The sequence below is a fragment of the Paenibacillus sp. FSL R10-2778 genome (genome assembly GCF_038593035.1).
Classification (GTDB): Bacteria; Bacillota; Bacilli; order Paenibacillales; family Paenibacillaceae; genus Paenibacillus_AQ; species Paenibacillus_AQ odorifer.
In genome coordinates this window covers 6666696-6683556 of record NZ_CP151956.1, presented here as the reverse complement: position 1 = coordinate 6683556, position 16861 = coordinate 6666696, and the positions used below count along the sequence as shown (strand labels likewise).

At 45.0% G+C, this 16861-nt stretch carries 14 protein-coding genes; 7 read left to right on the top strand and 7 right to left on the bottom strand.

The features are described 5' to 3' along the window. The first annotated feature begins 30 nt into the window (after positions 1-30). Both NST40_RS29900 and NST40_RS29895 read left to right on the top strand, forming a co-directional pair. Complete coding sequence (locus tag NST40_RS29900; protein WP_076218263.1) at positions 31-738, top strand: DNA alkylation repair protein; 708 nt, start codon at positions 31-33, stop codon at positions 736-738. 214 nt (positions 739-952) lie between these two features. After that, positions 953-3670, top strand: coding sequence for a CHASE3 domain-containing protein (locus NST40_RS29895; protein ID WP_081386188.1), 2718 nt, complete (start codon positions 953-955; stop codon positions 3668-3670). 459 nt (positions 3671-4129) lie between these two features. On the opposite strand, the gene NST40_RS29890 is transcribed toward NST40_RS29895, so the two are convergent. Beyond that, positions 4130-5170: a stalk domain-containing protein gene (locus NST40_RS29890; RefSeq protein WP_342410274.1), complete on the bottom strand. Its 1041-nt coding sequence runs from the start codon at positions 5168-5170 to the stop codon at positions 4130-4132. Between the two features lie 191 nt (positions 5171-5361). On the opposite strand from NST40_RS29890, the gene NST40_RS29885 reads away from it, so the two are divergent. Together NST40_RS29885 and NST40_RS29880 are read left to right on the top strand one after the other, a co-directional pair. Beyond that, positions 5362-7935, top strand: coding sequence for a DUF2339 domain-containing protein (locus NST40_RS29885; RefSeq protein WP_076276270.1), 2574 nt, complete (start codon positions 5362-5364; stop codon positions 7933-7935). Between the two features lie 34 nt (positions 7936-7969). After that, positions 7970-8683 carry an HAD family hydrolase gene (locus tag NST40_RS29880; protein WP_076219645.1) on the top strand — a complete coding sequence of 238 codons (714 nt, stop codon included), beginning with the start codon at positions 7970-7972 and terminating at the stop codon, positions 8681-8683. Positions 8684-8776: 93 nt separating this feature from the next. Here the strand turns inward: NST40_RS29880 and gdhA are convergent, their stop codons facing one another. After that, positions 8777-10162 carry an NADP-specific glutamate dehydrogenase gene (gene gdhA / locus NST40_RS29875; protein ID WP_036682144.1) on the bottom strand — a complete coding sequence of 462 codons (1386 nt, stop codon included), beginning with the start codon at positions 10160-10162 and terminating at the stop codon, positions 8777-8779. 238 nt (positions 10163-10400) lie between these two features. Between gdhA and NST40_RS29870 the strand changes: the two genes are divergently transcribed. The 3 genes from NST40_RS29870 to NST40_RS29860 all read left to right on the top strand — a co-directional run bounded on the left by NST40_RS29870 (position 10401) and on the right by NST40_RS29860 (position 11491). After that, on the top strand, positions 10401-10679 hold the full coding sequence (locus NST40_RS29870; protein ID WP_076276269.1) for a hypothetical protein: 279 nt from the start codon (positions 10401-10403) through the stop codon (positions 10677-10679). Positions 10680-10941: 262 nt separating this feature from the next. Next, a complete protein-coding gene (locus tag NST40_RS29865) occupies positions 10942-11142 on the top strand; it encodes a cold-shock protein (protein WP_019914790.1) in 201 nt (66 codons plus the stop codon). 118 nt (positions 11143-11260) lie between these two features. Then, positions 11261-11491, top strand: a complete 231-nt coding sequence (locus NST40_RS29860; protein ID WP_036682139.1) for a cold-shock protein — start codon at positions 11261-11263, stop codon at positions 11489-11491. 69 nt (positions 11492-11560) lie between these two features. Here NST40_RS29860 and NST40_RS29855 read toward each other — a convergent pair whose 3' ends face one another. The 5 genes from NST40_RS29855 to NST40_RS29835 all read right to left on the bottom strand — a co-directional run bounded on the left by NST40_RS29855 (position 11561) and on the right by NST40_RS29835 (position 16662). Next, entirely contained in the window at positions 11561-12022 is a 462-nt protein-coding gene (locus NST40_RS29855; RefSeq protein WP_076276268.1) for a VOC family protein, read from the bottom strand. Continuing rightward, entirely contained in the window at positions 12019-12582 is a 564-nt protein-coding gene (locus NST40_RS29850) for an NADPH-dependent FMN reductase (RefSeq protein ID WP_076276267.1), read from the bottom strand. The genes NST40_RS29855 and NST40_RS29850 overlap by 4 nt, the downstream gene beginning before the upstream one ends. Before the next feature lie 153 nt (positions 12583-12735). Then, entirely contained in the window at positions 12736-13428 is a 693-nt protein-coding gene (locus NST40_RS29845; RefSeq protein WP_076219648.1) for a response regulator transcription factor, read from the bottom strand. A gap of 16 nt (positions 13429-13444) precedes the next feature. Beyond that, positions 13445-15118: a GAF domain-containing sensor histidine kinase gene (locus NST40_RS29840; protein ID WP_076219649.1), complete on the bottom strand. Its 1674-nt coding sequence runs from the start codon at positions 15116-15118 to the stop codon at positions 13445-13447. Positions 15119-15270: 152 nt separating this feature from the next. Continuing rightward, positions 15271-16662, bottom strand: coding sequence for an MATE family efflux transporter (locus NST40_RS29835; RefSeq protein WP_076124068.1), 1392 nt, complete (start codon positions 16660-16662; stop codon positions 15271-15273). Positions 16663-16861: the final 199 nt, after the last annotated feature.

Sequence of the window (16861 nt, the reverse complement as noted above, 5' to 3'; positions counted from 1 at the left end):
CATTGAAGATAAAGGAGTGTCCTAATGAATCTGACTGTTGATGAAGTGATGAGCAAGCTTGAGGAGATGGGTACAGAGCAGACGAAACATACCTTTTTACGACATGGCGCTGTGGAACCTTTATTTGGAGTAAAGGTAGGAGATATGAAGAAGCTGGTTAAGGATGTGAAAAAAGATCAGAGTCTGGCAAGGGCTTTGTATCAGACAGGCAATTACGATGCAATGTATTTGGCTGGGCTAACGGTCAATCCTAAGACTATGACGAAGGAAGAGCTTCAAAGCTGGGCTTCGGCGGCCAACTGGCATGCGGTAGTGGAATATATAGTATCCCCTCTCGCCGCAGAGAGTCCATATGGATTGGAACTTGCGAGAGAGTGGATTCGTTCCTCAGATGAACTAATAGCTATTTGCGGCTGGAGCACTTATGCCAATTACATTTCAATTACACCGGATGATAAGCTGGACATTGCTGAGATTAGGGAGTTGTTACAACAAGTGGGTGCTACTATTCATCAGGAGCGAAATCGTGTCCGTTATACGATGAATACTTTCGTAATTATGGTGGGCAGCAGTATCACAGAACTGCATGAGGAGACAGCAAAGATCGCAGCAGGTATAGGTAAGGTCCAGGTGAACATGGGACAAACCGCTTGTAAAGTTCCCATGGCTGTTGATTATATTGCTAAGGTTGAACAGGCTGGGAAGCTTGGTGTGAAGAAGAAAACTTGTATTTGCTAAGTTAGATATTTAGGTAACCCTTCAAGGTGAAAGGCACTTGTGGGTTTTTTTTTATTCCGGGAAAAACAAGTGTTTCAACCCTGCTGAAATTGTTTAAATTAGCCACAGCCAAAACTTACATAGAAGAATAAATAAAGCCGTAGTTCAAGTAATCCTTTGTAATGATGTAGAATAGGAAGGGGTTTATAGTTAGAAGACAGGACGGGGGCTAGTTGTGAACAAACGCCGATTTACATTGCAGTATAAAATACTGTCAATTACAGTTTTAATCGTGATCTGTCTATTAGGATTTGTTTTTGTCATGCATGGAAGAATTAATGAGCTGCAGCGGGAGACCAGCTTTATTTCTCATCAGGACCGAGAGATTACTAATTTGGCTAATCTGATCGAAAAGAATGTTTTAGATATGGAAACGGGCCAACGTGGATATGTCATCACTGGCGATAACAAGTATCTGGAGCCCTACAATTTGGGTAAGGCTGAATGGGAAGCTAATTATGATAAGCTTTACGTGCTGACTGCTAATGATTCCTTTCAGCTTCAGCGACTTGTGGGTATCGAAAGTGATATTAAACAGTGGATCAAGCAATCTGGTGATTATTTGATCCAGTTAAAAAAAGAGGGACAGGAAGCTGAGATCCTAAGATACTTCAATTCAGACGATGGCAAAGATCAAATGGACCGGATTCGTAATCAAATCAGCGCTTACCGCGAGACGATGAATGAGAACACTAACAGCCTGATAGCTAGACAAGCAGACAAGAATAAATTTCTGCTTGAGCTTCTTTATATTGCTTGGGCATTTATAGCAGTTACTTCCATAATTGCCTCATGGATCAATTCACGCGCCATCGTTAGTACGATTCATAAAGTTACCCATACGATTGTGGGTTTAGATTCTATCGAGGATAAGAAGACAAGGATAGAGATTACCACAAATGATGAAATTAGAGATCTGAGCATAGCAACGAATCATCTGATAGACATGCAACAAGAGCGGATATGGATTCAAGATAACGCAAACGATTTATTGGCTAGGTATCAGGGTATAACACAAATCCCGAAACTGGGGGACATTTTTCTTGGCAAAACAGCAGAAGTTATTGATTACCCATATGGTTCCTTATATGTGCGGACACAAGAACATGAGCAGGACTTTTTAAAAAGAGTCTCTACTTTTGCCGGAAACAGCAATTTCCCGGATTCGCAGACCTTCTATATCGGTGAAGGACTAGTTGGACAATGTGCTAAAGAGGCACGTCTGATGCATGTACAGGAGCTGCCGGAGTGTTATATCAGTATTGAGTCCGGGCTAGGCGCCTCTGTACCGAAGTCGCTGTTGCTGCTGCCAATTTCTTTCTCAGGTGAGGTAGTTGCTGTGGTGGAAATCGCCTCCTTTGCTCCACTTACGGAACTGCAGATCAGGTTCTTGAAATCTATTTCGAATGCGTTTGGCTCTGCCATTAACAGCACGATTAGCAGTATGAGAATCGATCAGCTGCTGGAGCAATCTCAACGTCTTAACGAAGAGCTTCAAGTATATACGGAAGAACTACAAACTCAGTCAGAGGAGCTGCAGATCCAGACAGAGACGCTGCATGCAACGAATAGAAAGCTGGAAGATAAGAATCTGCTTGCAGAACAAAAGTCAGTTGAGGCAGAAAAAGCACGAACGGAGCTTAGTCAATATGCAGAGTTATTGCAGCAAAGCTCACAATATAAGTCGGAGTTTCTGGCTAATATGTCTCATGAACTGCGAACTCCGCTTAACGGCATTTTGCTGCTCTCGGAATTTCTTATGGAGAACCAGTCGGGAGCCTTAAGTGAAGAGGATATTGAATTCTCAAAAGCTATTCATTCTTCGGGACAAGATCTGTTGGCGTTGATTAATGACATTCTGGATTTGTCCAAGGTTGAGGCGGGGAAGCTGAATATTGAAATTGAAGCGATAAATATATCGGAGATTCCGGAGGCGATGACTCAGAACTTCAGCCAGCTTGCTCATAAAAAAGAGATTCCTTTGCACATACAGCTAGGAGAGGACTTACCCCCGTTGTTTTATTCGGATGCTCAAAGGGTGCGGCAAATTATTATAAATCTGCTGTCCAATGCGTTTAAGTTTACAGCGGAAGGTGCAGTCACTCTGGAAATCCGTTTAGCAACTAAGGACGAGCTGCTGGATTTGGCAGATTTGGGTGTTGGGGTATTTATTGCCTTCGCCATCAAGGATACTGGAATTGGGATTTCAGAAGACAAACAGTCCATCATCTTCGAAGCATTTCAACAGGCGAATGGAAATACAGAACGTCAATATGGGGGAACTGGGCTTGGTTTATCCATATCCAGAGAGCTGGCAACCTTACTTGGTGGTAGAATTACGCTGGAGAGCCAAGAGGGTGTGGGCAGTGTCTTTACAGTGTATTTGCCTTTGCAGCTTGAGGCTCCAAGCCTTGAGGAAGTGGCTGATCAAGCGACTGTTATTCAAGAGATCGGGAGTGGAGTGGTACTTGCCGCTACAACGGCTGAGGATACACTTACTGACTTCACTTCTCTGAATCAAAAGCATGTACTTATCGTGGATGATGATGAACGGAATTTGTTCGCTTTATCAAATACTTTAAGAAAGCGCGGGCTGCATGTAACTACAGCTACTAACGGAGAGAGCGGCCTGTATGAACTGGAGCAAGCGGCTTCTATAGATATCGTTCTTATGGATATTATGATGCCAGTGATGAACGGGTATGAGGCAATCAATCGGATCAGACAAATGCCCGCGAAGAAGGATATTCCCATCATTGCACTGACTGCAAAAGCGATGAAGGAAGATAAGGCTAAAATCCTACAGGCTGGGGCAACAGATTATCTCAGTAAGCCTGTTAACTTGGAGCGTTTATTAGCGTTGATGCAATTGATACTGGCTAGCGATTCATGAGCTAGACCTCCAACTTCGGACAACTCGAGTGAAGTTGCGCGAACGAAGTAACTATAATCTGCTCTGCTATCGGACACAGCTGACCGTTAACGCAGCTTTTTACCACATTTGTAATTCTAACGGACCCCACTGACGCTATTGGCATAAAAAACATCGAATATGCCCCTCTTTTTAATGAATAGTGGCGCTGGAGTCCGAAACGCTGCTCTGAAGGCAGAAAATTCACAAATAACGTCAGCTGGGTCCGTAAGGCTCGCGATTATGATCATCCCAAACTCTGCAGCAAGGCAAGTAAAAGTGTGACCAAGCGTTCAGCCGGCCTTCGTTTACCTCACAAATCGGCTGAAGCGAGTCAGCCAACCTATAGTCTATAACGCAAAACAGCGATCCTCCCATAACGGAAGGATCGCTGTTTTAATGTCTCTTTGGAATATTTTTAATAAGATTCCAGTCTCTCTCTTATTGTTGTGCAGAATCTACTACAACTTTGACAGCTGTGCCGATGGGTGGCAGGCTTCTGGTCAGCACTGGGCTGTAGAATCCGATAACTTTTGTGCCTTTAACAAGCTCGCTGCTTTTAACAGCTTCGCCGTCTTTGTTAATGAGCACTGTGTCTTCGCTAATGCGCAGTACTACTTCTTTTTGTGACAATTCGCTCAGGCCACTACCTTTAACAGTGATACTGATATTTCCCTTATCGTCTTTTTGAACTTCTTCAATAGTACCAGCAGTACCTAGAAGATCATCTTGTTTTTGCTTATCCAGAACGGTGATTTTGTAAGTTGGTGTTTGTGGCGGAAGACTCATAGTCATGACCATGGAGTGTTCTGCTTTTACTGTCATCCCGATATGGAGATCTTTGAGTGCAATTTTAGTGCCGTCAGCCATCTCAATAGCCGTATCTTCCCCTACATTTAATACGATTCCATCCGTACCTACACCTTGGATTTGAACGGATTGGTATTTACCACCATCATAGACTGCTGTAATCACACCAGTCTTAGTCATGTGCTGCTCGGCGGCATTTGTGTTGATCACAATGGAATCTCCCTTCACAGTCATGTTTTGATGAATTACTTCGCTTAAAAAGGAAGCTGGGACATACAAAGTGGAGTCAACCAATTGTGGTGCAGTTCCAAGTGTTGTATTCATTTTGTTGATACTATAACGGTCTTCTCCAGCTTTGACTGTAGTGAATACAGCGCCATTGATAAGTTCAACGGATTTATTCTGTGCATTCCAGGTTAATTCAAATCCAAGGGCTTCAGTAATTGAACGTAGTGGCACCATCGGCTCTTTGCCGCTTGTGCTTTGGAAGCCTGTTTCTTTAATAGTCGATCCGTTGATTTCAATCGCAAACGTCTTTTGATTAACGCTAGCGGAGGTTTGTGTAGCCTCATTTTTAGCAGAAGTTGTGTTGGGTGCAGCATAAGCTGCTCCTGTAGAAAGTGCTAGGGACAAAGTTAAAAGAACTGTACTTGTTTTTAAAATGTTGTTCATGGTTGTGAGCTCCTTTTAAAATCTTTTGTTAGTGTTGTTATTATTCTGACGGGACACCCCTCCAAAATGTTGCAGTTTTATTGCATCCCGATTGTAATCTTCATTCACTGCAAATATAAAAAAAGCATAAGACCCCCCAGCTATATGTAGTAATATGTAAGTATTAACAATCGCTCACATAAGGAGGCGCTATGGAGTCATTCAAAGATCGACTGAGATTCATGAAGGTACAGCAGGACGGGCTGATTAAGGAATATGAGGCTCTGATCGCGGAATATGAAAGTCACGATCTGGTCAACGAGAATGAATACTTGAAGAAGCAATATGAGAAGCATAAGCTCGCTTTGGTCGAGCTAAAGACTCAGGTAGGTAAGCTTCAAGAAGAGAATACTGAGCTAAGAGTTGCGCTAACGGAACAAATTTTAGATGAAAAGCTGGGCATTCTTAAAGTGTCGAGGCAGAAGCTGCAAACTTATTTTGCCTCTAGAAGCCACGCTCATACGGATCGGCTGACGGCTTTTGAAGTGGAGACGAAACGCCATATTCAGCAGCTGTACCACACAGCCTCCAGGCAGCTGGGTGAGGAACAAGCAGAGATATCCAGTCGACTCGGGGCGTTGGCGGCAGAATTAAATGAGCGTGTGCTGGCACAGCGGCAGAGACTGAGGGAAGCGGAGCTTCGCCTCAACTCGGGCATGGATAATGGATTACATGATTTTGCTTCGGAAGAGATCAGTGAAGAGGTGCTTAAGCGCCGAAGAAAACAAAATCAGATCGAAATGAAGATTGGACTAAGCTGGATTAACAAGCTGGGTATTCTGCTGTTGATTTTGGCGGTGGGGGCAGGCTTCCGGTATACCTATTCCAACTGGTTCACAGGTTATATGAAGGGAAGCGCTTTTTTTCTACTGGGGTTATTGATGCTGGGAGGCGGGGAGTGGTTATACCGCAAAGGAAAGGGCACCTTCGCTTTAGGGCTGCTTGGCGGCGGGATTTCGGTGCTGTATGGCTCTATTTTTTATAGCTATTTTCTGCTTGATATTATTAGTATATATGTAGGGTTATCCTTGTCTGTACTCGTTACTTTAACTGCGGTACTCCTGTCTTTAAGGTATGAATCACGGAGTATTTGTGCGCTGGGCTTAATCGGAGGATATCTGCCCTTATACTCTTATCTGGGGGCGTTTGGCCTTTCGGGCAACGCGGTTTATGTGGCTATGGGTTACTTGTTTCTATTGAATTTATTCATCTTATTGATTTCTTTCCGCAAACGCTGGAACGTTGTCAATTATATCAGCTACTTATTTAATACACCCTCCATGCTCATATTAATAGCTTTGTCGGATAGCAACGGAATTAATATGTGTTATGCTGTTTTGACTTTTGCGATGTATCTGGGAATTACCTTGTGGTACCCGTTCAAATATCGTTCCAAGCTGTCCTGGTGGGATTTCTCTCTCTTAGGATGTAATACGTTTATTAGCTGTCTCACCTTGTATATTTTATTTATGGATGCAGGACTGAAGGATTACAATGGTGCACTGGCGTTGCTTTTCTGCCTGCTGTATCTCGGTCTGGGTCGAGGGCTTGAGAAGCTGATGCCACAGGAAAAAGAAAGCATGCTGCTGTTCTATGCCACTTCACTGACCTTCGGCATATTGATGATTCCATTTCAATTTGGAGCGGCTTGGTGGTCCATCGGTTGGCTGATTGAGGGCGTCGTTCTTACGCTGTATGGCAATCTGAACCGCTTTAAGGGGATGGAAAGGGCGGGCTGGGGCATTATGATGCTCTGCCTTGTAGTATTCTTCTGTCTAAATGTACCGACGCAGTGGGTTGCAGACTATCAATGGACGAATTTTAGAGATGTCTACTTCCCGCTAAAATATGTCTTTATCACAGCAGGCATGCTGATTGTCGCGGTGTTGTATGCTGTTCAGCATAACCGTAAGGATGCTCTTCAGCGCAGCGAACCTTATGAAATCACCTTAGCGTTGTGGTTTAAATATGCGGCATTATTAAATTTCTGGATTTACGGCTTGTATGAATCGGGAAGATTGTATCATCTGGTTGTACCGGAGGATTTTGCGCATAGAACCTTCTATTATTTGCTGCTGTCCGCTGTATGGACCTTGGTTCTGGCTTACGTGCTGCCAAAGGTGAAGGTCCTGTATGACACGATTGTTAAATATTTTGTGAGACTTCTGTTTGGGATTGGCTACGTCATTTGTATAGTGATTACAGTAGGTCTGCCAAGTCTGCAAAATAATTTCGCGCAAAATACAGCAGCTGATTATATCGCACTGGCCGTACTGATTATCTTTAATATCTTCGTTTGGTTTAGCGGACGTGATCTGCTGATCGCAGCGCTGAATCGCCAGTTTAAGAGTATGGAGATCTATCCTGTTTTCATGGCGATTTATTTACTTGGCATTATCACCGCTTTCCTAGGAGTGCAATTGCAATTGAGTGATGCAGGGTTAATTTTTAGTCTCATTTATCTACTATTAGCCGTTCTGTTTATCATGTATGGCTTCCGCAAAAGGTATGTGTACATCCGGCGCTTCGGCCTTGGATTAACGCTGCTGGCCACGGGCAAGCTGCTGCTCTATGATTTGGGTCTGCTGAATACTGGCAGCAAAATCATAGCCTATGCCAGCTTTGGCATCTGCTTGCTCGGCATCTCCTATCTCTATCAAAAGGTGTCAAACCGGATGGAGGAGGGCCAGACAACCACCGACAATGGCAATGGTACTAAGGGATAAAACACAGAGAGAATAATAGGAAGGAAGACGGTGGATGTACGAGACTTATATTTTCGACCTGTATGGCACATTAATCGATATTCAGACAGATGAGGAGAAGCAGGAGGTATGGGATCGATTATCGCTCCATTTCGGATATCAGGGGATGTCCATAACAGGAAGTGAGCTACAGGCACAATTTCTGCGGGAGAGGGATTTACAGCTCACCGAAGCCGCACGGAATTGTCAGTATCCAGATTTCGTAATGGAGGATGTGTTTTGTTCTGTGGCCCGTCAATTGGGTGGGGAACCGGATCAAGCGTGGTTACATGAAACGGTTAGATGGCTGCGGACATTATCGATGATCCATATCTCACTTTATGAGGGTGTGGTTGAAATTCTGCAAACATTAAGAGAACATGGCAAAAAGGTGTTTTTGCTCTCCAATGGCCAGAAAACCTTTATAGAAGCAGAATTAACGATGCTGGGTATTCTTCCTTTATTCGATGGTATTGCCATCTCCTCCGAAGCAGGAGTGAGTAAGCCAGATCCGCTATTTTATCGTTATTTAGTTGAACATTATGGAGCGGATTTGCGTTCGGCCATCATGATCGGGAATGATCCCCGTACGGATATTGCAGGGGCGCTAACGATAGGAATAGATTCCTGTTACATTCGTACGGCTTCTTCACCCCACGATACGACTGTGGAGAGTACTCAATCGATTTGGGACGGGGATTTGCGGAAGATCCCCGGATGGAACGCTTAGACACACAAAAAGTCCCCGTAACCGGATTCTTGCTGACCGGTTACGGGGACTTTTGTATGTCGGGCGTTCGTGACTAGAGCGCCGGTAATTTATTTAGATTACACCTTCAGCCAGCATAGCGTCGGCCACTTTTTTGAATCCAGCGATGTTCGCTCCTGCAACAAGGTTGCCGGACTGTCCATATTGCTCGGATGCATTTACAGATTGTTCGTAGATGGAAACCATGATTTCATGCAGCTTCGTATCTACTTCTTCAAAGCTCCAGGACAACCGCATGCTGTTTTGTGCCATTTCAAGCGCAGATACAGCTACGCCGCCAGCATTAGCAGCTTTAGCAGGTGCGAATAGTACGCCAGCTTGTTGGAACTGATGAATAGCTTCAAGGGTGGATGGCATATTGGCACCTTCGCCTACTGCTTTTACACCATTCTCAATCAGTTTCAATGCCATGGCTTCATCAATCTCATTCTGAGTAGCACTCGGAAGGGCGATATCACAAGGAATGGTCCAAATTTGCGTGGAATCTTCAGTATACACAGCGTTAGGATGCTCATTCACATATTCACTAATCCGTTTTCTTTCGACTTCTTTCAGGCGGCGGACAGTTTCGAGGTTAATCCCATTTTCGTCATAGATATATCCGGCGGAATCACTACAAGCTACGACTTTAGCGCCTAACTGTACAGCTTTTTCGATCGCATAGATCGCTACGTTACCAGAACCGGAAACAACAACGCGGCTTCCTTCAAAAGAAAGGCCTTTTGCTTTCAGCATCTCGTTTACGAAATAAACTGTACCGTAACCAGTAGCCTCTGTCCGAGCCTGACTTCCGCCGTAACCAATACCTTTACCAGTCAATACGCCAGCCGGATATCCTCCGCGGATCCGCTTGTATTGTCCGTACATGTAGCCGATCTCACGACCACCTACACCGATATCTCCTGCAGGAACGTCTTGGTCAGGACCGATGTAATTTTGCAATTCAGTCATGAAGCTTTGTGCAAAACGCATGATTTCGCCTTCGGATTTACCTTTAGGATCAAAGTCGGAGCCGCCTTTACCTCCGCCGATGTGTTGGCCGGTAAGAGCATTTTTGAAGATTTGCTCGAAACCAAGGAATTTGATAATACTAGCATTAACGGATGGGTGAAAACGAAGTCCACCTTTGTAAGGTCCAATTGCACTGCTGAACTGTACACGATATCCACGGTTAACTCTGACCTTACCTTGATCGTCTGTCCAAGGAACACGGAACATAATCAAACGTTCTGGCTCAACCAATCTTTCCAGAATGGCATTTTCCTGATACTTAGGTTCAGCAGCGAGGATTGGAAGCAAAGATTCAAGGATTTCCTTTACGGCCTGATGAAATTCGGGCTCAAAAGGATTACGCGCAACAACCTGTGCGTATACGTCTTCGATATAACGATGTGCCTTGTTGCTGTTTGTGTCTAATTGCTGGGTAGATACAGAGCTCATGAATTCAACCGCCTTTTCTAGTATTCATTTGGTCCAACACTTTTTTTATATTTTGGCACAAGTCAATGTTCCTCACAACTGTTTTTATTAAATAACTTACTTCAAGTGGAACGTTATAGACGCTGGGATGATAAGAAAAGTGTGAATAAACCGCGGTATACTTCGCGTAATGACGCGTTAAAGCGCGAAATATGCTACAATGATTGTGTAATAATTGTAAGGAGATGAAATTTAAAAAATGAGTGACAAAGTAAATGAGCAGGAGCTAGTAAATGTATTATCTGCCAAAACCAAAGTGGAGCCGCAAATCATCCGCTTAGTATTGAAGCATGAACAGACCTTTATCAATAAAGCCAAGGCGAACGCCAAGGGTGAGGTAGACATCGACAGCGATGATCTGGTCGACTATGTCACTGCCCAACGTGATGTGAAGCTGGATGAAATCACAGTAGAGACCATTCTTGATGCAGAAATGGATTACTTGATGGATAAAGGATTGGCAGGTTATATCGACTAACATGGGTGTTCGTCCGGCTCGGCTGCTGCTGCTGTTTATAGGCAATAAGAGCCGGAGTGAAAATTAAATAGGCATACGCATTGCTTTTAGTGATTTAGTGTGGTACAATGAAATCAATCATAAATTTAACCCTTAATTCACATATTGTAAAAGGTTATCATTTGTGCGTATGAGTCCTTTTCCAATGTGTGAATTTTTATTTGTTCGTACACTACGTAGGAATAAAAGGACATGTGTTAAATAAAATATTGGAGGTAATATCATGCAAACAGGTACAGTGAAATGGTTTAACGCAGACAAAGGATTCGGTTTTATCGAGGTTGAAGGTGGAAGCGACGTATTCGTACACTTCTCCGCAATCACAGGCGACGGATTTAAATCTTTGGACGAAGGCCAACGCGTTGAGTTCAACGTAACTCAAGGCGCTCGTGGACCACAAGCCGAAAACGTTGTAAAACTGTAGTTTAAAAATCAGGCTGCCCTTAACACAAGTTGAGGGCAGCTTTTTTTATTTTCATAGTATGAATCTGCCCCTAATAGGGTAGCGATATCGTCTCGATTCGATCCAAGGAGGGGTACTTATGTATTTTCGTAAAAAAGCACTGGAGGAACTTCCGCAAGAAGACACAGCTATTTGGTCCTGTACCAAGGAAGGTTGCACAGGTTGGATGCGCGATAATTTCGCCTTTCAATATGTACCTACCTGCTGGCAATGCAACTCTCCCATGACTAGAAGTATGAAGATACTGCCAACGCTTGTGAATACGAATGCAGACATGAAGGCCATGAAGAAGGGCATTTCGATTAAGTAATCGAAGAAGCTAATATACTCAAACAGCTGGACCCTTGGACGGGAGCAGCTGTTTTTTTGTTTGAGTATTTTATTTACTGTGCAGTAATTTCTCCCATTCCGTTAAGGTTATGTTCTCTGAAATATGCTTCAGATGTTCAGGAACCTCTACGTGGCACATAAATTCCAAGCTGTTGCCGTCAGGGTCGTTGAAGTAGACAGAAGCATTTCCTTGATAAGCCCGGATAAAAGGCTCAACAGAAGTCCGGTTGCGGAACGGAACAGCCTCTACACCAATCGATTCCAGCCATTGCAGTGATTGCTTCAAATCCTCGTAAGTGACACGGAAGGCAATATGCCGCAAGGACGGATGGTATGGGGTTTGGACCTCCTGGCCTTCCCAAAGACCAATCCAGCTTCGACCTTCCTCGATCCAGAAGAATACAGTTTCTTCATCCCGCCAAGCCATTTTCAGACCTAATTTTTCATAAAATTCGATGGATACTTCAAGATTGCTTACTGGTAAATGTGCTTCATATAGTCCTTTGATCATTGGATAGCACCTGCCGGTCTGCCGATTTTGCGGGCTAAGTTCAGGAATGCTTCTAATACTAGGTGGATGCGATCTTCGATTTCTCGCCCGCCCTCGTATCCGTCGTACCCGACCTCGAAACGCTTGCGTTGCAGTCCACCGATGGAGATCCAGTCTGGTGTATTGATGCCATGCAGGTTGCGTACGATGGCTTGCAATTGAAGTAATGAGCTTATCCCTACCGCTCCCCCGGCTGAACTGGCGGATAACACAACTTTACCGTTGAAATGCGCCTGGCCTAGATGATCAATCGCATTTTTTAATACGCCACTTACCGAGCCGTGATATTCCGGAGTAACCAAGATTACTGCATCCGCTGCTAACATCTCTTGTTTAAGCTCGTTTAAATGTTCATGCTCTGTGTAAACCTCGTCTGGTGAATAAAAGGGAAGTGGGCGTTTGTAGAGATCAAACACGGTAACCTTTTCTCCTTGCTGACTAATGAAATGGGCGGCATGTTCTGCCAGCTTCGTGCTGGTTGCTTCTTTTCGATTACTGCCTGTCAGGATCATCACTTTCATCTGTATCCACTCCTATGTGAGGTCAGTTGCTATAAACCAATGATAGTTGAATCGGCCTCTGTTAACATCAGCACATGGAATGAACATACATAATAAAAACGCTCAGCCATTGTGCTGAGCATCTAAGACTAAAGTTGTAGAGGAGTTTTGATTCTAGGCGTTATAGCCGCCTTTCAATGCGAAAATGGCAGCCTGAGTCCGATCCGCTAAGTTTAGCTTTCCGAGAACGTGGCTGACATGGGTCTTAACGGTTTTTTCGGTGATGACCAGCTTGCTGGCAATCTCTTTGTTGCTCATACCGAGCGCAATCAGGTCTAATACTTCTTGCTCGCGTGGGGTAAGAAGCTCTAATCCGGTGATCGCAGCAGGTGTTGTGTTTGGGCCGTTCGGATCGGAAGTGTTAAGTTTCAATTGCTCTAGTGTAGAAATCGCCATTAGATTCATCAGTTGGCTGGCAGCCTCGGAATGTAGCTCCACTTGCCCGTTATGTACCTTACGGATCGCAACTACCAGCGCTTCTGGTTCTATATCTTTAAGCAAATAACCTTTGATTCCTACGCGGATAGCCGGGAGTACATGATCCTGATCCGAAAAGGAGGTCAATACAATGACCTTGACCTGCGGGTGGGAGATCCGCAGTGCTTGAGCGGTCTCAATGCCGTCCATAATGGGCATATGCAAATCCATTAATATGACATCCGGGTTCAAATCAGCTGTTCTTTCCAGAGCCTCGCGGCCGTTGGAGGCCTCCCCAATCACCTTGATATCGGGTTGTGTGGAGAGAAATACTTGCAGCCCACGGCGTACCATTGCATGGTCGTCTACTAATAATAAGTTTATCGTCATTTATGATCACCCGTCTTCATGTAGATTGGATGGGCAGAGGTATGGTTGCCTCAACCGTTGTGCCCTGATTTTCCACACTGTGGATATGAATACGACCGGAGAGAGCTTCTGCTCTTTCCTTCATAATATGCAGACCAAGAGATTCATTAGTGTCTGTGTTAGAACGCCGTTTGGCCCCGCCTTTACCTTGGTCGGCAACGCTCAGTACCACCTCGGCTGCATTCAGATGCAGAGATACCTCCGCTTTAGAGGTTCCGGAATGCTTCCGTACATTATTGAGTGCTTCTTGGCCAATGCGCCACAGCCCTTCCTCCACGTTGCGGGGAAGTTCGTGAACACCGCTCCGTTGCGTCTGTATCAGCAGCCCTAGCTGCTGGCCATGAGCCTGCAACGCAGTCAATAAACCGGCTTCCAGTCCGGCAGGCCGAAGCTGCATAATTAATGCACGCATTTCTTTGAGTGCAGACTGGGATAAAGCTTGAATATCGCGGACAGCCTCAGTAGCAGGATGGGAGACATGCTCCTGCTTCAGCATACTTTCCACGCCTTTGGCGGTCATTGAGAGGGAGAAGAGGATCTGGTTCACGGAGTCGTGCAGGTCACGGGCCAGACGATTCCGCTCGTCAAGACGCGCAATTTCGCGGCGTTTCTCTCCAAGCTGAGCACTTTCCAATGTAGCGGAAATATGCTCAGCGACAGCCTCAAGCACCTCTCCATCCGCAGTTGCGGAGGCTAGTGCTTTGGGTGAGGTGATCAGTAGAATTCCTGCACCTTGTGCGGCAATCTGCCGAAAGGGCACGGCGAGCATCACGACACGCTCCGCGACAGGTTGTTTAGAACAGCAGGACTTCGTAATTTCCTGCTCTTCATCAGGGGTTAATGTCGCAAAGCGTTGTCCTTTTGTGATATCTCCTAGACGTACTTTAAAAGAATCCGAGAGCTCGAAGGGAGCTATTTCCGGCGTTATATTAGCCGCATAGGCAGCATGGACTTCGAATTGTCCCTCATGCTGCCCGATAATCGCTGCAAAGGGCCAATCGAAATAGTCGCCAATCAGGGCGGCGCTTTTCTCGATCAGAATACTGGGCGAGATACATTGGTTGGCGGTTAGATTTAAAGCTGCGCTGAATTCGCCTAATTTGGCGTACAGATTCGCGCGGCGCTGCTCGGTGCTATATAACTGCATCCGTTCTATAGCACTGCCAATTTGCAAAGCCACGGATTGCAGCAAAGCCAGCTCGCTGTCGGCGTAATGTGCTTTGCCTGGTGCGGCCACATTCATAAGTCCCAAGTAACGCTCACCTGAATGCAGCGGGACGGTGGCGTGGTGGGTGATGCCCAGCGTGTCGCCCCAGTTATACTGCCTGGCGTTACTCAGCCGCTTGCAGCTTAGAATGTTAACGGCATGCTCGAGCCGACCGTCCCATAGGCGGCTTAGGCACCAGCAGCTTCCGCACTGCATTGGTTGTTTATTGTCGCGCTGTAGTGCAGGTGGCAGGCCTCGATCAGCGGCACACTCATATTCCATGTATTCTTCGCTCAGGAAGATCCAGCCTGCAGTGTTTCCGGTTAACTCAAGTAGCTTGCCCATGACTGTGTCGAGCATGGGTCTGAGCTCATTGGAACTGTTTAAAGTCTCCGCAATCGTTTTGAGCGTCAGTAACTCATGGATTCCGGTTTCCTCCGGCATGAAGTTCTCTCCTTTAGCTTTGTGAATTATGTTCTATCTATTGTAACGTAGAATGGTTCCTTCATTCTCAAATTTTATGTAATGTTGGCGTAAATAAATAGAAGGTTCCTTAAGATCTGATATGACCTTAAAGAACCCTCTGTATATACATATTAATTTACAGCTGCAGGAGTAGCGGAAGGTGTACAGTGTTCTGGAGCTTCGTGTTCGATAAGTCCATGTTTCTCCCAAGCTCGGCTCTTCCAGCGGAAATACATAATGACGGCTCTCACCCACTCATCGACCGCAGTAGCAATCCACACGCCGGCTAACCCGAGATCAAGTTGGAACACCAGGAAATAACCAAGAGGTAAGCTCATGCAGACCATGGAGATCAGTCCCATATATACAGGGAATTTGGCATCGCCCGAGGCACGTAAAGAGTTAATGATAACCAGATTGGTTGTGCGCCCGGTTTCCAGGAAGAAGCTAAGCAATATGACCTGCGCCCCCATCCTAATGATGTTCTCATTGTCTGTGAAAAGCCCGAATAGCGGTACCCGGAAGAAAATCACCACAGCATCTATTATTACGGTAACCAGCAACGCCCACTTTACACTGGTGAACACACGCTTATAGGCTTCATCAGGTCGTCTAGCTCCCACGAGATGTCCTACAACGATGGAAGTTCCCATAGAGACAGCTACACTGAATAAATAAATATAATTGGAAATATTAAGCGCGTACTGGCGGGTAGCCATAGCTTCAGCGCCTAAATAAGTAATATACAGTGTGAATACAAGCTGGCACGACTGATAAGTGATGGATTCAAAAGCGGACGGGATGCCGATTTTGAGAATTTGCAGCACGTATTTTTTAGAAAGATGAATGTAATAGGTTACTTTCACCCGTACCTCCATCACTCTGTAGAGCAGCAGGAAGAATAGGATCAGGCAGATAAAGCGACTCATCACTGTTGAGATAGCCGCACCCTCCACACCTAACGCCGGAAGTCCGAAATGACCATAAATGAGCAGGTAGTTGCCCACTACGTGAATGATATTCATCAGCAAGGATACGACCATCGTCTGTTTGGTGAAACCGTGAGTACGGATAGTAGTCGCCAGAGCATTAATTAATGCTTGCAGAAAAATACCGCCCCCAACAATATTCATATAGGCTTTGGCGTAAATGAGGATATCCCCTTTTACATTCAGCGCAGTCAGTAGCGACCCTCCGAATATCAGCAAAAACGTACTTAGGAGAATGCCGACTAACAGGTTTAGGGTAATAGCATTGCCGGTCACTTGAGCGGCTTCCAGAGGTTTTTTGGAACCGAGATATTGGGAGACCACAATAGCTGCGCCATTACCAATTACACTGAGGACTAAAATTGCTATCGCAATGATCTGATTCGCTGCGCCGACACCAGACACGGCATCGTCGGACACTGAACTGATCATAAAAGTATCCACACTGCCCATGAGCATAAAGAGGAATAGCTCGAGGAAAATCGGCCAGGTCAGTTTGACCAGGTTGAATTCCTGGTGATTATTTTGCTTCATTGTGCACCTTCTTATATTATGATGTACTTCCTAAAATTTCATAAACAAACTGTAATATTAGCACAGCTTTCATGGAAATGCAGTATTTTTACAGAAAAATGACAAAACGTTTTTAATTTAAGTCGAAAAGAGCCCTTTAACCGCACATTAGTATCCTCTAGGTAACTACATCACAATAAAGTGCCTACTTCCCTAAAGG

Bases quoted from the DNA above. Each gene is read 5' to 3' on its own strand.
- NST40_RS29890 (WP_342410274.1), bottom strand. From the start codon at position 5,170: ATGAACAACATTTTAAAAACAAGTACAGTTCTTTTAACTTTGTCCCTA.
- NST40_RS29885 (WP_076276270.1), top strand. From the start codon at position 5,362: ATGGAGTCATTCAAAGATCGACTGAGATTCATGAAGGTACAGCAGGAC.
- NST40_RS29880 (WP_076219645.1), top strand. From the start codon at position 7,970: ATGTACGAGACTTATATTTTCGACCTGTATGGCACATTAATCGATATT.
- gdhA (WP_036682144.1), bottom strand. From the start codon at position 10,162: ATGAGCTCTGTATCTACCCAGCAATTAGACACAAACAGCAACAAGGCA.
- NST40_RS29870 (WP_076276269.1), top strand. From the start codon at position 10,401: ATGAGTGACAAAGTAAATGAGCAGGAGCTAGTAAATGTATTATCTGCC.
- NST40_RS29865 (WP_019914790.1), top strand. From the start codon at position 10,942: ATGCAAACAGGTACAGTGAAATGGTTTAACGCAGACAAAGGATTCGGT.
- NST40_RS29860 (WP_036682139.1), top strand. From the start codon at position 11,261: ATGTATTTTCGTAAAAAAGCACTGGAGGAACTTCCGCAAGAAGACACA.
- NST40_RS29855 (WP_076276268.1), bottom strand. From the start codon at position 12,022: ATGATCAAAGGACTATATGAAGCACATTTACCAGTAAGCAATCTTGAA.
- NST40_RS29850 (WP_076276267.1), bottom strand. From the start codon at position 12,582: ATGAAAGTGATGATCCTGACAGGCAGTAATCGAAAAGAAGCAACCAGC.
- NST40_RS29845 (WP_076219648.1), bottom strand. From the start codon at position 13,428: ATGACGATAAACTTATTATTAGTAGACGACCATGCAATGGTACGCCGT.
- NST40_RS29840 (WP_076219649.1), bottom strand. From the start codon at position 15,118: ATGCCGGAGGAAACCGGAATCCATGAGTTACTGACGCTCAAAACGATT.
- NST40_RS29835 (WP_076124068.1), bottom strand. From the start codon at position 16,662: ATGAAGCAAAATAATCACCAGGAATTCAACCTGGTCAAACTGACCTGG.